Genomic DNA, 14,923 nt, shown 5'->3' on the forward strand with positions numbered 1-14,923 from the left:
GGAACGGCGGGGCTGCAGGGGCGGGTGACGGTACGTCAGGGAGCGGAGATGACCGGGCGAGGCGTACGACGTACGGCCCGGACCCGCGTCGGGGGCGTACGGCGACGGCTCGCCCGGCATCGTTCATCCTCTCCGCGTCACGAGGTCACGCCGTCACGGCTTGACCGCGATCTGCTGAGCCGGGTCGGTGGTGTCCGTCACCGTGTAGACGGCGTTGAAGGTGGAGGTCGTCGCGCTGGTCGGGCAGCCGAACCCGCCGGTGACCTTGATCGGGACCGAGGCGTTGGTGAAGGTCAGGGTGGACGGGGCGCCGTTTGTCCAGGTGCCGGGCGCGTTCGCCGGGCCGTTCGGCGCGGTGACGACCGTGCAGGAGGCCAGACCTGTCGTCTTGACCACGAGACCGCCCGTCGGGACGGTCATGGTCGCCGTGATCGGAGCCCCGTTCTGCATGGACACCTGCCAGGCGCCGCTGGTGGTGACGGTGGGGGTCACCCCCGGTGTGCTGGAGGTGCAGGAGCTGTAGGTCGGGGCGGAGATGGGGGAGGAGACCGGGCCGGCCGGGTTGTGGTTGCCGGGGGCGGCCGGGACGGTGCCGGTGGCCACCGAGACCGTGCAGGAGATGGTGACCGAGCCGGCCTTGAGGGTGGCCTTGCCGCTCAGTGTGGCTTTGAAGGCGTGGCCGGCCGGGGTGACCGTGGTCGAGCCGGCCGCCGCCGTCGGTAACGGTGCGGCGGTGGCGGACGCGGCGCCGAAGGTCAGCGCGCCGACCGCGGCGAGTCCGAGGGCGAGGGTGGTGGGTGTGCGGCTCATGGCTGTGCTCCTTGGGGATCGGAGAGTGGTGCGTGGGAGGGGGTGTCGTGCGGTGCGGACGAAGCGGATCGCCCGGTCGCGTCGGATTCCGTGGTCTCCTCGGCGGGAGTGCCGGGCCTGGGGGCGCCCGGCTGCCACGCGAACATGAGGCCGCCGCCGAGGATGCCCAGCAAGGTACCGACGAGGAATCCGCCGAGGTTGGACAGGACGAGCGCGAAGGCGGCGATGAGGGTGGTGACGATCCCGGCGAGGGTGCGGTAGTGCGGGGCGAACCAGACGGAGACGCCGAGCACGACCATCACGAGGCCCATCAGGACGGACGGGACACCCGCGACGCCCTGCGCCAGCATGACCTTCAGGGGGGCGAGCGGCAGGGCGCAGATCTCGGCCCCGGCGAGGGCGGTGACGAGCCCGCCCCAGAACGGCCGGCTGCGGCGCCACCGCCGGAACCGGGTCCGGTGGCGGGTCAGAAGCATTCCTTCTTGCCCTTGCTGACCTTCATGTTCAGACCGGAGAGCTTGAAGGTGCCGGCGTTGGTGGCCCACGCCGTCTGCCGCAGATCGGTGATCCTGATGGTGTCGGCCTGCTGGGAGAACAGGTCCTGCATGCCCTGTGCCCCTTCCGGACCCTTGTCCAGGGTGGAGGCGTCGCGGCCGATCTCGATGTTCGTGAACTCCGCGTTGCCCGAGAGCTGGGTGGCGTCGACGAAGAGGTTGGTCGCCTCTACCGGCGCCTTCTGCCCGGCGGTGAGGTTGAGCGAGATGTCGCCGATCACCGGCAGCGAGGTGACCACCGACTGGCAGAGGCTCTTGAGCTCGGCCTCCTTGATGGCGGTGACCGCCACCGGGATGAGTTCGTCACGGGCGTTGACGTCCACGCTGCCGTACTGGGCGAAGCCCTTGCCGGTCAGGCTGGTCGCGGAGACCTTGAACTGCTGGCCCGAGACGGCGAAGGAGGCGGCGAGCGCTCCTTGGGCGAGGGCGATGCCGAGGCCCGCGGTGAGAGCGATGCCCGGGACCGCCAGGACGGCGAAACGCCGCCATCTCACCTGCCCGGCGCCCGAGTCGCCGGAATTGTCTAAGCCATGTGAGCCACGTTGCATGACAGGACCCCCTTGAATGGGTGGGGTGGTGGGGAGTGTGATCCGGTCGGAGCCGGAGTGATCGGGCGCGATCGGTGCGATCTTGTGCCGTCCGGGTCGCGCGAGATCGTTACTCGCCGGTATGACCGTGGAGTTGAATGTAAGAGTGCCAATGGCGGTTGGCAAGGTTGCGCGGACTCTGCCTTTCGGCCAAGTCCTACTGCTCCGTACGCAGCAGCGCGGCGACCTCCGCCTCCACCCTCCGGGCCATCGCGCGCGCGAATTCAGCGGCCACGACCTCCGCCGCCACCGGGCGCAGCGCCGACGCGGCCTCCGCGATGTGATCCAACTGCGTGGCCGAATGTCGCTCCAGGCCCTCCGGGCCGATCACATGCCGCCGGAAGAGGGCGACGAACCGGTCCGCGAGCGCCGCCGCCTGCTGCTGGACGAAGTCCCCGGCCTCCAGGATCTCCCCGAGCGGCAACCCCTGCCGCACCAGCGTCAGCGTGGCCTCCAGCAGCCGGCGACTGGGGAAGGTGACGGTGTCCCCGTCGACCCGTACGTACTCCAGGGCGGCGGCCCGCCGGGTGTCCTGGGGCGTCGCCGCCGGACCGAACAGCTCACGCAGCTCCGCCAGACTCATCGTGACGGGCTCCTCCCGCGCCCAGTCACGACCCATCTCCCGCTCCAGGCCCAGGAGTTGACCGATCCCGCCGCCCTGCTCCCAGGCGGCCAGGAGCTCGGCGATGCCGTTCACCGTGTAGCCGCGGCCGAGCAGGTCGTCGATCAGGCGCAGCCGGGCGAGGTGCTGGTCGGAGTACCAGGCGATCCGGCCTTCCCGGCGGGGTGGAGGCAGCAGCCCCCGCTCCTGGTAGTAGCGAAGGTTGCGGACCTTCACACCGGCCGCCCGGGCCACTTCCTCCTGGCGGTACCGCATGCCACCCGCCGCGACCGTGTCACCCGCTGCCTCGCTGCTCACGGCTCCGAGCTTAGGGGGTGCCCCTGCCGGACCGTTCCGGTTGACGCCACCGGAATTCGAACGCGGAGCACCCTGTGCGGGCCGGCCCCTGTCGCGGGGCGCCCTGGGAAAGTTCGAAATCTCGTGCGTGTAGGGCGGTAAACGCGGGGCACATGATGCTGCGGAGGTAGATAACTATGGTTCCCCTGCTACTCGTTCTTCTGCTGGCCCTGCTCCTGTTCGGTGCCGGTTTCGCCGTGAAGGCACTGTGGTGGATAGCGGTGATCGTGCTGGTCGTATGGCTGATCGGCTTCGTCGCCCGCCCGAAGGGCAGTACCGGCCGCTGGTACCGCTGGTAGCGGCACCGCTCCGCGCGGAAAGTTCCGTGCGGCCCGTCACCACCGCGGTGACGGGCCGCACGGCATTTCCCGGCGGCGGAAAAGCGGCGACGGTTTTCGGTGAATCCTGAAACCGGGCAATTCCGGTGAAGAGATCCGGCCTGCGTCGAATTCCTTGACGCTTTACGAGACCGTGCCGAAGTCCGGTTTTGGTGAAGAGGGGTGACCGGGCGTCAGTTCTGCGATCATGAGTGCGAGGAGGGTCGTCGAGCCCTCCGCCGTATTCGGCCGACGCAGTCGGCCGGCAGAACCGAACAGGACTCGTCCTCCGTGACCTTCACCGCCCCATGGCGACGCCTGGCCGCCGCGCCCGCGCTCGCCGCCGCGCTGCTGGGTACCGTCCTCATCCCCACCGCGTCGGCCGCCCCTCCCACCCCCGCCGTCTACGGCGAGCTGGTGGTCAACGGCGCGTTCACCACCGGAATCGACTCGTGGTGGGCCAGCGCCGACGCATCCGCCCGCGCCACCCCCGAAGGGCAGCTGCGCACCACCGTCGCCGCCCGGAGCGGCAACGCCTGGGACACCATGGCCGGGCAGGGCGGGATCACCCTCCGCAAGGGGGCGACGTACACGCTCTCCTTCGACGCCATGGCCTCCCGCGCGACGCAGATCGCCACTTCCGTGCAGCTCGGGGACGCGCCCTACACCGGCACCCTCTCCCGGACCATCGGGGTCGGCACCGCCTTCCAGCACTTCAGCTGGACCTTCACCTCCGAACTGGACACGGCCGCCGGGCAGGTCACCTTCCTGCTCGGCAACCAGAGCGCGCTGACCGACATCACCCTCGACAACGTCTCGCTGACCACGTCCACCGCGCGCGAGGGCTTCTACACCGACCCGCACAACAACGCCTACACCTGGGCGGACGCCCACCCCGGCGACCCCCGTGCCGCCAGGATCAGGTCCTCCATCGGTGACCACGCCGCCGTGAAGTGGTTCGGCGGATGGGACGCGGACGGCGACCCCGCGACCGGTATCCGCGACGAGGTGAGCGCCTACGTCGGCGGGGCCGCCGCGAAGGGCCAGATCCCCGTCCTGGTCACGTACAACATCCCCGGCCGCGACTGCGGCGGCCCCTCCTCCGGCGGGGCGGGCAGCCCCGAGGCGTACAAGAAGTGGATCGCGGACGTCGCCCTCGGCCTCGCCGGGCGTCCGGCGATCGTCGTGCTGGAACCCGACGCGGTGCCGATGGCCGCGAACGAGGCGTGCATGAACGGCGGCCTCGAACAGCGCCTCGACGCCCTCTGGTTCGCGAACCAGCGTCTGCAGGAACAGGGCCCCTTCGTCCAGACGTATGTGGACGCGGGCAACTTCACCTGGACCCTCGGCCCCGAGGGCACCGGCGCTCAGGGGATCGGCCTGAAGAAGATGGCCGAGCTGCTCAACCGGGCCGGGGTCTCCATGGCCCGCGGCTTCTCCGTCAACGTCTCCAACTTCGACTCCACGAGCGTGTCGAACGACTACGGCCGCCGCCTCGCGGCACAGCTCCAGGCCGACTTCGGCGTCACCAGCGGCTGGGTCGTGGACACCTCCCGCAACGGCAACGGCGGCTACGTCACCCCCGGCGACCCCGCCAGCGGGCACGTCGGTTTCTGCAACCCGCCCCAGCGCAAGCTCGGCGTCCCGTCCCAGGCCGGTACGGGCGGCGCCGACTACCTGCTGTGGATCAAGCACCCGGGTGACTCGGACGGCGACTCGGCGGAGTGCCCGGCCGGTTCCCCCGCGGCCGGGGTCTTCTCCCCGGCCCTGGCCGACGCGTTGATCGACGGCAGCTGAACTCCCCGCCCGGGTGGCGTCAGCCGAGGCAGGCCCGCCAGGCCGTCGCCAGGCCGTCCAGCCACCCGGGCGGCAGCTCCGCCCCGTCCCAGGCCGCGCGCAGGGCGTCCGCCGCGGAATCGAGGCGTTCGAGCACGGCGATGCTGGTGGGGGAGTGGGCCAGCGAGTGGCGGCCGTGGACGGCGATACCGCTGCCCGGGCCGTACTCCGCGTACAGGCGGGTCAGACTCTCCCCGTGCGCCTCGGCGAACGCGTCCAGCCGGCCCGGATATCCCGCCCTCTCCCGCGCGCTCATCGTGCTGAGGACCGCTGTCAGGACCTCGTCCGCCATCTCGGGATCGAGGTCCGACGGCTGGGTGAAGGTGAGGTACAGCGCCGTCACCGCGACGTTCGTCCGCTCCACGTCCACCCGGCCGACCGGAGCGTGCGCGGCGCGGCCGTCGGGCGGCAGGCGGTGAGCGGGCACCGTCGGGCCGGTGGCCCGCCGCAGGGCCCGCTCGGCGAGGTGGCGGAGCTCGTCTCTGACGGCCTGCGCGCCGTCCTGCCGGCCGCTGTCGTAGAGCTCCCCCTTACCCGTGGGAGCCTCGCCCTCCGCTGCGCCGACCTCACCCTGCGCGTGCGCGAGGGCGCCCGCTTCGACGAGCGCGATCAGGACATCCGCCTCGGCCGCGGACACACCGGCGCGGCCGAGGAGCTCGTGGAGGGTCTTCTTGGCGTTGATGACGCTGGCGGAGTTCAGGCCGTTCTCCGGGTCGGACAGGTTCATGGTCACCAGCTTGCCGCGTTTTCCTCCCGCTGTGCGGGCCACACACGGATCACGTACTTACGGGCGCGGTTCGACGGGAGCCCGTTAGACGCCCCCGACGGGCGGGTAACGGAGCATACTGCGACGTATAGGACGCAGTCGGAAGTAAATGCAGCAGAGGAGCCGAGGATCGTGACGGACGTTTCGAGCCAGGGTCCCGCACCCGGCGACGACCGGAAGGTACTCACCAACCGGCAGGGCCACCCTGTCTACGACAACCAGAACCAGCGCACCGTCGGGTCCCGGGGGCCGGCGACGCTGGAGAACTACCAGTTCCTGGAGAAGATCAGCCACTTCGACCGGGAGCGCATCCCCGAGCGCGTCGTGCACGCCCGCGGGGTCACCGCCTACGGCTACTTCGAGGCGTACGGTTCCTGGGGCGACGAGCCGATCAGCCGCTACACCCGCGCCAAGCTCTTCCAGGAGCGCGGCAAGCGCACCGATCTCGCCGTCCGGTTCTCCACCGTGATCGGCGGCCGCGACTCCTCGGAGGCGGCGCGCGACCCGCGCGGATTCGCGGTGAAGTTCTACACCGAGGACGGCAACTGGGACCTCGTCGGGAACAACCTGGGCGTCTTCTTCATCCGGGACGCGATCAAGTTCCCCGACGTGATCCACTCCCTCAAACCGGACCCCGTCACCTTCGAGCAGCAACCGCGGCGGATCTTCGACTTCATGTCGCAGACCCCCGAGTCCATGCACATGCTGATGAACCTGTTCAGCCCGCGCGGCATCCCCGCCGACTACCGGCACATGCAGGGCTTCGGCGTGAACACGTACAAGTGGGTCAACGCCGAGGGCCGCACCGTCCTGGTCAAGTACCACTGGATGCCCAAGCAGGGTGTGCGCAGCATGACGGAGGAGGACGCCGCCAACGTCCAGGCGCAGGGCCTCGGCCACGCCACCAAGGACCTGTACGAGGCGGTGCGGCGCGGCGACTACCCGGAGTGGGAGCTGCTGGTCCAGATGATGGAGGACCACGACCACCCGGAGCTGGACTTCGACCCGCTGGACGACACCAAGACCTGGCCCGAGCAGGACTTCCCGCCCAAGCCGGTCGGCAAGATGGTGCTCAACCGGATGCCGGAGAACTTCTTCGCCGAGAACGAGCAGATCTCCTTCGGCACCGGCGTGCTCGTCGACGGCCTGGACTTCTCCGACGACAAGATGCTGGTCGGCCGGACCTTCTCGTACAGCGACACCCAGCGCTACCGGGTCGGCCCGAACTACCTCCAGCTGCCGGTCAACCACGCCAAGAACGCCGACGTGCGCACCAACCAGCGCGACGGGTTCATGACGTACCACGTGGACGGCGCGGGCGAGAACCCGGACGTGAACTACGAACCGTCGATCCGGGGCGGCCTGCGCGAGGGCCAGTACCCCACCCACGACGAACAGGGTCCGGAGATCCGCGGCAGGCTCACCCGTAAGCGGATCGAGCGGACGAACGACTACATGCAGGCCGGGCAGCGCTATCTGCTGATGGAGCAGTGGGAGCGGGACGACCTGGTGCACAACTTCGTCAACCTGCTGAAGCAGTGCGACCGGCCGGTGCAGGAGCGGATGGTGTGGCACTTCCTCCTGGTCGAGAACGACCTGGGTCTTCGCGTCGGCGAGGGCATCGGCATCACCCCGCAGGACGTGGCGCACCTGGAGCCGCTCGCGAGCCAGGACCTCACCGACGAGGACCGCAAGCGCCTGGCCAACCTCGGGGAGAACCCGCCCCGGGACGTCGAGGGGCTGACGATGACGCACTGCGTGCCCAATGAGCGGCACGTCGTCACCCGCTGAGACGTACGCCGCACGCACGGCACGCGTGACGGGGGCCCGCCGCCCGGCGGGCCCCCGTCCCTGCGTTCGGGCCTACCTGCCCGGTCGACCCCGCGCGGCACCGGCGTCGTGTGCCCCGGACGAGATCCGCGGCCGCTGCGGGGCATCGGGCGCCGGAGACGTGGAACACGAGCGGAAGGCAGCCACAGCCGACTCGAGGAGGCCACCGTGTCGCACACCCCGGATTCGCTCTACGCCCGCATCGGGGAGGAGGTGGCCGCCCGCGCGGACCGGCTCTGGGACGTCGGCCTCGCCCTGCACCGCGAACCGGAGACGGCCTACCAGGAGCACGGCGCGGCCGGTCTGCTGGCGGACGAACTCGAGCGGGAGGGGTTCCGGGTGGAGCGCGGCGTGGCCGGGATGCCGACCGCCTTCGTCGCCCGGACGGGCCGGGCGGCCACGGCCGGTGACGGACCCTGTGTGGCCCTGCTGATGGAGTACGACGCACTCCCGCTGCTCGGGCACGCCTGCGGCCACAATCTGATCGCGTCGGCAGGCCTCGGCGCGGCCACCGCCCTGCGCGCCGCGCTCGGCGAGGTCGACGGGACCCTGCTGGCCGTCGGCACTCCGGCGGAGGAGCGGGGAGGCGGCAAGGTCACGGAGGTGAAGGCGGGCCTGTTCGACGGGGTGGACGCGGCGCTGATGTTCCATCCCGGCGTCTACGACTGGTCATGGGCGCCGCTGACGGCCAGTGCCCAGGTCCGTGTCGGGTTCCACGGGCGCGCCGCGCACCCCACCGGCAGCCCCACGGAGGGGATCGACGCGCTGGGCGCGCTGATCCAGCTCTTCAACACGCTCGGTGTACTGGACCGGCGGCTGCCCGGCGGATCGCACATCCAGGGCATCGTGACGGACGGCGGCCGGGCCACGAACATCGTCCCCGAGTACGCGGAGGGCCTGTTCGGACTGCGCGGCGGGACCACCTCGGCCCTGGAGAGGCTGGTGGAGGAGTTGCGCTCCTGCGCGCAGGGCGTGGCGCTGGCCACCCGTACGCGGGTGGAGGTGACCGACGTGGGCGGCCGGTACGAGCACTTCCGCGACAACGACGTGCTGTCCGGGCTGTTCGCCCACCACATGGACCGGGCGGGCATCCGCCTCTCGGAACCCGAGCCGGGCGTGTACCTGGGGTCGTCCGACATCGGCAACGTCAGCACGCGGGTGCCCGCGATCCATCCCTTCGTCGCCATCATGGGGCCGGAGGGATCGGACCACACGCCCGCGTTCGCGGAGGCGGCGGCCGGGCCTCGCGGGCGGCGGGTGATGCTGGCCGCGGCGGAGGCGCTGGCCTGCACGGCGGCCGACGTCCTGCTGCGCGAAGACGTTCCGGAGCGGGCCTGGGACCGGTTCCGGCAGAAGGCCGCCGCGGGGCTGTGACGGGTCCGACAGCGGACGGCCCCCGGGCGTCGGCGGGCCGGGGGCGGCGGCCCGGGAGCCGCCCGGTGCCTGAGGTCAGTCCTCGACCGTCACGCGTACCGTCTTGACCTCGGTGTCGGCGGCATCCGGTACCACCATGCCCGCGTCGACGCCGCTCCGCAGATAGCGCAGCACCTCGGCGTTGAGCTTCTCGCCGGGCAGCGCGGCCGGGATGCCCGGCGGGTACGGCGTGAGCATCTCGGCGCTGACGCGGCCGACAGCCTGCTCCCACGGCACCTGCTCGACCCGCCCGAAGAAGGCGTCACGCGGCAGCATGACCTGTTCCAGGCGGAGGTCGGCCGGGTCGGGGACCTCCACCCGGGGCGCGGGCCGCAGGTCGCCGGCGTGGGCGGCGACATCGCGCAGCGCGGCGATCAGGGCGTTGGCGCTGCGGGTGTCGTCGGCGTGGGTGAGCTGGGCGCTGGTGCGGCGGTGGTCGGAGAGGTGCAGGTTGATCCGGTGGTGCTCGCGGATCCAGTCGGCGATCCGGTACCCGGTGGTCCCGAGGCCGGTGACGTCGACGATCACCTGGAGGGGGTCGAGGTCGGCGGAGCGGCCGGGCCCGCAGAAGTCGTCGCGACCGTGGACGTGCATGCCGTCGATCTCGGCGATCCGCGCGCGTACGTCCTTGGCCAGGGCGAGCGCGTCGTCGTAGAGGGCGTGGCCGTGCTGGACCATCTGGCGGCGCCACCCGTCGAGGGCCGCGTAGACGAGGACGGAAGGACTGGTGGTGCCCAGCAGGTCCTCACGGTTCTTCAGCACCTCGGGTTCGATCAGGTCGCCCTGGAGGTGGAAGACCGAGCCCTGCTCCAGCCCGGAGCCCATCTTGTGAACGGAGGTGACGCACACGTCCGCGCCCGCGTCCATCGCCCAGGTGGGCAGCTCCGGGTGGAACGGGAGGTGAGCGCCCCAGGCCTCGTCGACGATCAGGGGCACGCCGTGCTCATGGCATGTCCGGGCGATGGCGGGCAGGTCGGAGCAGGTGCCGTACGGCGTCGGCGTCGTGACCAGGGCGCCCCGCGCGTCGGGGTGCTCGGCGAAGGCGGCGCGGAAGGCGTCGGCGGACGGCGGGTGGGCGAGATGCCGCTCCGGGTCCCACTGGGGGTCCACCCAGATGGGTACGATCCCGGCGAGCACGAGGCCCGAGACCACCGACTTGTGGGCGTCGCGCCCCACGAGCAGCTTCTCGTGCGGTCCGGCCACGGACAGCATGGCCGCCTTGATCGACAGGGAGCTGCCACAGGTCGAGAAGAAGGTGTGCTCCGCTCCGACGGCGTCGGCCATCAGCTCCTGGGCCCTGGCGATGACGCCCCGGGAGGAGGTCCGGTCGTCCAGGCCGCTGGTGGCGAGCACGTCGGACTGGAACACGGCGTCACCGAGGATCGCGCGTACGCGAGGGTCGGCGCCGCGTCCCTGCTTGTGGCCGGGCGGGGTGAAAGGTGTCTGGTTCTCCACGTGGTACGCGGCCAGTGCGTCGAGTACGGGTGCCTGTGCATGGTCCATGGGACTCCGGATGCCCCCCGAAACGGGACAAAAACTCCGCCTGCCGGGGGGTGCGGCAATGGCGCCGTGGGGGCGCGTGGTGGGGGCGTGCGGTTCGGCGGAGGCATGCGCCGCGATCAACGGGGAACCCGCCGAAGCGGAGCGGGCCGCCTCGCACCGTGGACCGAGCGGCGGACAGACGCCCGCTCCCCGTCTTCGAGGAGTTGTGGTGACCGATTCATATGAGGTCGAGGAGGAGTACGAGGGCCCGGGCGGGCCGGGGGCGGGTGCGGCACGGCGGGGAGGTGCGGCATGTGCGGCCTGAGCGGTGAGATCCGCTTCGACGACCGGCGGCCCGACGTGGCAGCCGTGGAGCGCATGACCGACCGCCTCGCGGCCCGAGGGCCCGACGGCCGGGGCATCTGGTCGCAGGGCGCCGTGGCGCTCGGCCACCGGCGTCTGAAGATCATCGACCTGTCGGAGCGCGGCGCGCAGCCGATGACCGACACCGACGCCCGGCTGACGGGCGTGTTCAACGGCTGCGTGTACAACTACCAGGCGCTGCGGGACGAGCTGCGGGCCCTGGGGCACCGGTTCTTCTCCACCTCGGACACCGAGGTGGTCATGAAGGCGTACGCGGAGTGGGGCACCGACTGCGTCGACCACTTCAAGGGCATGTTCGCGTTCGTCATCGTCGAGAACGACACCGGCCGCGTGGTGCTGGCCCGCGACCGGCTCGGGATCAAGCCGCTGTACCTGGCCCACGGGCCGGGCCGGCTCCGGTTCGCCTCCACGCTGCCCGCCCTGCTCGCCGGTGGCGGCGTGGACACCTCGCTGGACCCCGTCGCGCTGCACCAGTACCTGAGCTGGCACGCCACGGTGGCCGCGCCCCGGACCGTGCTCAACGGCGTGCGCAAGCTGCCGCCCGCCACCGTGCGCGTGGTGGAGCCGGACGGCTCCCACCACGACCGGTGCTACTGGCAGCCGTCGTACACCCGCCGCGCCGAGCACGCGGGCATGGACGCGGCCGACTGGCGCGACGCGGTGCTGGACGCGCTGCGGACGGCGGTACGGCGCCGGATGGTCGCCGACGTGCCGGTCGGCGTGCTGCTCTCCGGCGGGCTCGACTCGTCCCTGATCGTGGGGCTGCTGGCCGAGGCGGGCCAGAAGGACCTGGCGACGTTCAGCGTCGGATTCGAGTCGGAGGCCGGCGAGGAGGGCGACGAGTTCGCGTACTCGGACCTCATCGCCCGGCGCTACGACACCGACCACCACCAGCTGATGGTGCCCTCGGACCGGGTGTCGACCGCACTCGACGGAGCGGTCCAGGCCATGAGCGAGCCGATGATCAGCCACGACGTGGTCGCCTTCCACCTGCTGTCCGAGCTGGTCTCCAAGGAGGTCAGCGTCGTGCAGAGCGGCCAGGGCGCCGACGAGGTGTTCGCCGGCTACCGCTGGTACCCGGACCTGGCCGCCGTCGAGCGCGAGCGGGAGCCGGAGACGTACGCCGAGGTGTACTTCGACCGGCCGCACTCCGACTTCGCGCGGATCCTCCAGCCGCACCTGCTCACCGGCCACGACGAGTCCGGCAGGTTCGTACGCGAACACATGGCCGCGCCCGGGGCGGAGACCGCGCTCGACGCGGCGCTGCGGCTCGACACGCACGTCATGCTCGTCGACGACCCGGTCAAGCGCGTGGACAACATGACGATGGACTGGGGCCTTGAGGCCCGGGTGCCCTTCCTCGACCACGAGCTGGTCGAGCTTGCCGCCGCCTGCCCGCCGGAGCTGAAGCTGGCGCAGGGCGGCAAGGGCGTACTGAAGGACGCGGGCCGCACGATCCTGCCCCGCGAGGTGGTCGACCGGCCCAAGGGCTACTTCCCGGTGCCGGCGATCCGCCACATGGCGGGGCCGGTCCTCGAACGGGTCCGCCAGGCCTTGGCCGCACCCGAGGCCCGGGCGCGGGGCGTCTTCCGCGACGAGTACCTCGCGGAGCTCCTGGCAGCCCCTGACCGTCACCGGACGAAGCGGGGAGCGAACGCCCTGTGGCACGTAGCGTTGCTGGAGATATGGCTGCAGACACACGGGATCAACTGACCGAAGCCCCTCGGGGGGCCATGCCGGGAGTCGTGCCGGAGCCGCCGCAAGGAGCGCCTTCGGCGGCGCCCGTGCAGGTGCCGCTCGCCGACTCGGCCGGTCCGTGGGACACCCCCCAGCCGCTGATCTCCCACGGCTGCTGGTACCCGTCCGGGGACCCCACGGGCGAGCACGTGGCATTCATCTGCGACCGTACGGGCGTCCCGCAGCTGTGGACCGGAGAGGTGAACGGCCCGGAGATCCACCTGCTCGACGCCGACCCCGATCCGGTCACGGAAGTGGCCTGGTCCCCGGACGGACGCTGGATCGCCTACACGGTGGCCCCCGGAGGCGGCGAGCACACCCGGGTGCTGTGCGTACGCCCGGACGGTACCGGCCGCCGCATCGTGGCGGGTGCGGACGCCGACAGCTCGGCGTACCTGGGCTGCTGGACGCGCGACGGCTCGGCCCTGGCCGTCACGGTGGCGGAGCCGCCGCCGGCCCGCCTGTGGCACGGCGAGGCGGGCGGCTCCGGAGGCTCCGTCGGCCCCGACGGGGCGGGGCGGAGCGAGCTGAGTGGGCCGGACGGGTGGGGAGAGATCGGTGGGACGGACGGGCTGAGCGGGTCGGACGGGCTGGGTGGGTCGGACGGGCTGGGTGGGGCGCCGGACCGGCTCAGCGCGTATCTGGTCGACCCCGACGGGGTCCGGTCGCCCGTACTCCTCGCCACCGAATCCGGGGCCGCGACCCTGCGCGTCTGCGACATCAGCGAGGACGAGCGGTTCGCGCTGGTCCGCAGAGGGCCGCGCGGCCGGCGGGAGGCGGTGGTCGTGCGCACCGCCGACCTCGGCACCGGCTCCGTCCTGCGGGTCGCCGACGGCGATCCGTGGATCGGCCGCTTCGGCCCGGACGGCCGCACGCTGTGGCTGCGGAGCGACCACGAACGGCAGTTCGCCGCCCTGCTCGCGGCCGCTCTGGACGAGGACGGCACGCGCCTCGGCCTCTCCGTCGTGGCCGAGCGGGAGGACAGCGACCTGGAGCTCCTCGCCTTCGCCGACCACGGCCGCACCGCCGCCCTCGCCTGGAACGTGCGGGGCGCCGTCGAACTGCAGACCCTCGGCCTCCCGACGGCCGGGCAGGTGCCCAGCGGGGCCGCGACCGGCACCACACCGCCCCGGAACGTACCGCTGCCGCACGAGGTGGTCACGCGGATCACACGCTCAGGGCCGGACGGGATGGTGCTGGCAGTCTCCGGTTCCCAGCGCCGCCCCGGAGTGTGGTGGGTGCCCCCGGACGCGCCCTCGGCCCGCACGCCGTGGTCGTCGCGGGACGAGGACGCCGTACCGCCGGGCAGGCCGCCCGTACGGCCGGTTCCGCTGCGGCCGGTCGCCCGCGACGGGCTTCCGCTGGGCGGCTGGTACTACCGGGCGCCGGGCCGCGCCACCGGCCGGCCGGCGCCGTGCGTGATCCACCTGCACGGTGGGCCGGAGGAGCAGGAACGGCCCGTGTTCGACCCGCTGTACCACGAGCTGCTGGGCAGGGGCCTCGACGTCTTCGCCCCCGACGTACGCGGCTCGTCCGGCTGGGGACGGTCGTTCGTGGACGCCGACCTCGGTACGGGGCGGTTCGCCGCGATCGAGGATGTCGCGGCCTGTGCGGCGCACGCGGTCCTGACCGGCCGCGCGGACCCCACCCGGCTCGCGGTGATGGGCCGTTCGTACGGCGGCTATCTGACCCTGGCCAGCCTCGTATGGCATCCGGAGCTGTTCCGCACGGGTATCGCGGTGTGCGGGATGTCCGACCTCACGACGTTCTTCGAGGGGACCGAGCCGTGGATCGCGGAGTCGGCGGCCCACAAGTACGGCCATCCGGTGCGCGACCGGGAGCTGCTCCGTGCGCTGTCGCCCATGAGCCGTATCGACGAGCTGCGCGTGCCGCTGCTCGCCGTCCACGGCGAGCACGACACCAACGTCCCGCCGGGCGAGTCCGAGCAGGTGGTGCGTGCCGCGCGGGAGCGGGGGCTGACGGCCGAGCTGCTGATGCTCCGGGACGAGGGCCACGACTTCCGGCGGGCGGACAACCGGCGGCTGTTCCGCCGTTCCGCCGCCGACTGGATGGAGCGCCATCTGAGCGGCTGAGCGGAGGGGGCGGCCTCGTGCACGGGTGTCGGTGTGCCGCCTCAGGCGCCGGCGCGGCGCGGAGAGGCCGCTTCGTTCGCGCGTCGACGGGACGGCGGTTGTCCGCTTCGTTCGCGCGTCGACGGACCGGCGGTTGTCCGATTCATCCCCTTGTCC

General features: G+C 71.9%; 12 protein-coding genes. 6 read left to right on the top strand and 6 right to left on the bottom strand.

Annotated elements, in window-relative coordinates; genetic code table 11:
- Window positions 1–153: 153 nt before the first annotated feature.
- The 4 genes from ACIRB4_RS11750 to ACIRB4_RS11765 form a co-directional block, all read right to left on the bottom strand.
- Complete coding sequence (locus tag ACIRB4_RS11750; protein ID WP_403290059.1) at window positions 154–810, bottom strand: hypothetical protein; 657 nt, start codon at window positions 808–810, stop codon at window positions 154–156.
- Window positions 807–1,286 (bottom strand): DUF6114 domain-containing protein, encoded by a 480-nt coding sequence (locus ACIRB4_RS11755; protein WP_403290060.1) that lies wholly within the window; start codon window positions 1,284–1,286, stop codon window positions 807–809. The genes ACIRB4_RS11750 and ACIRB4_RS11755 overlap by 4 nt, the downstream gene beginning before the upstream one ends.
- Entirely contained in the window at window positions 1,277–1,912 is a 636-nt protein-coding gene (locus tag ACIRB4_RS11760) for a DUF6230 family protein (protein ID WP_403290061.1), read from the bottom strand. Before ACIRB4_RS11760 ends, ACIRB4_RS11755 begins: the two co-directional genes overlap by 10 nt.
- A 196-nt stretch (window positions 1,913–2,108) precedes the next feature.
- The gene (locus tag ACIRB4_RS11765; RefSeq protein ID WP_403290062.1) at window positions 2,109–2,870 is read right to left on the bottom strand and encodes a MerR family transcriptional regulator; all 762 of its coding nucleotides are present in this window, start codon (window positions 2,868–2,870) and stop codon (window positions 2,109–2,111) included.
- A gap of 176 nt (window positions 2,871–3,046) precedes the next feature.
- On the opposite strand from ACIRB4_RS11765, the gene ACIRB4_RS11770 reads away from it, so the two are divergent.
- Window positions 3,047–3,208, top strand: coding sequence for a hydrophobic protein (locus ACIRB4_RS11770; protein ID WP_403290063.1), 162 nt, complete (start codon window positions 3,047–3,049; stop codon window positions 3,206–3,208).
- A gap of 309 nt (window positions 3,209–3,517) precedes the next feature.
- Window positions 3,518–5,023, top strand: coding sequence for a glycoside hydrolase family 6 protein (locus ACIRB4_RS11775; protein WP_403290064.1), 1,506 nt, complete (start codon window positions 3,518–3,520; stop codon window positions 5,021–5,023).
- A 19-nt stretch (window positions 5,024–5,042) separates the two neighbouring features.
- Here ACIRB4_RS11775 and ACIRB4_RS11780 read toward each other — a convergent pair whose 3' ends face one another.
- Window positions 5,043–5,789, bottom strand: coding sequence for a hypothetical protein (locus ACIRB4_RS11780; RefSeq protein WP_403290065.1), 747 nt, complete (start codon window positions 5,787–5,789; stop codon window positions 5,043–5,045).
- Window positions 5,790–5,960: 171 nt separating this feature from the next.
- On the opposite strand from ACIRB4_RS11780, the gene ACIRB4_RS11785 reads away from it, so the two are divergent.
- Together ACIRB4_RS11785 and ACIRB4_RS11790 are read left to right on the top strand one after the other, a co-directional pair.
- A complete protein-coding gene (locus tag ACIRB4_RS11785) occupies window positions 5,961–7,619 on the top strand; it encodes a catalase (protein WP_403290066.1) in 1,659 nt (552 codons plus the stop codon).
- 207 nt (window positions 7,620–7,826) lie between these two features.
- Complete coding sequence (locus tag ACIRB4_RS11790; protein WP_403290067.1) at window positions 7,827–9,032, top strand: amidohydrolase; 1,206 nt, start codon at window positions 7,827–7,829, stop codon at window positions 9,030–9,032.
- 75 nt (window positions 9,033–9,107) lie between these two features.
- Here the strand turns inward: ACIRB4_RS11790 and ACIRB4_RS11795 are convergent, their stop codons facing one another.
- Entirely contained in the window at window positions 9,108–10,574 is a 1,467-nt protein-coding gene (locus ACIRB4_RS11795) for an aminotransferase class I/II-fold pyridoxal phosphate-dependent enzyme (RefSeq protein WP_403290068.1), read from the bottom strand.
- 291 nt (window positions 10,575–10,865) lie between these two features.
- Between ACIRB4_RS11795 and ACIRB4_RS11800 the strand changes: the two genes are divergently transcribed.
- Together ACIRB4_RS11800 and ACIRB4_RS11805 are read left to right on the top strand one after the other, a co-directional pair.
- Window positions 10,866–12,650: an N-acetylglutaminylglutamine amidotransferase gene (locus ACIRB4_RS11800; protein WP_403290069.1), complete on the top strand. Its 1,785-nt coding sequence runs from the start codon at window positions 10,866–10,868 to the stop codon at window positions 12,648–12,650.
- Window positions 12,623–14,767: a S9 family peptidase gene (locus ACIRB4_RS11805; RefSeq protein ID WP_403290070.1), complete on the top strand. Its 2,145-nt coding sequence runs from the start codon at window positions 12,623–12,625 to the stop codon at window positions 14,765–14,767. The genes ACIRB4_RS11800 and ACIRB4_RS11805 overlap by 28 nt, the downstream gene beginning before the upstream one ends.
- Window positions 14,768–14,923 lie beyond the last annotated feature (156 nt).

Origin of the sequence: Streptomyces sp. NPDC093600 (genome assembly GCF_044764755.1) — a bacterium.
Lineage (GTDB): Bacteria > Actinomycetota > Actinomycetes > Streptomycetales > Streptomycetaceae > Streptomyces.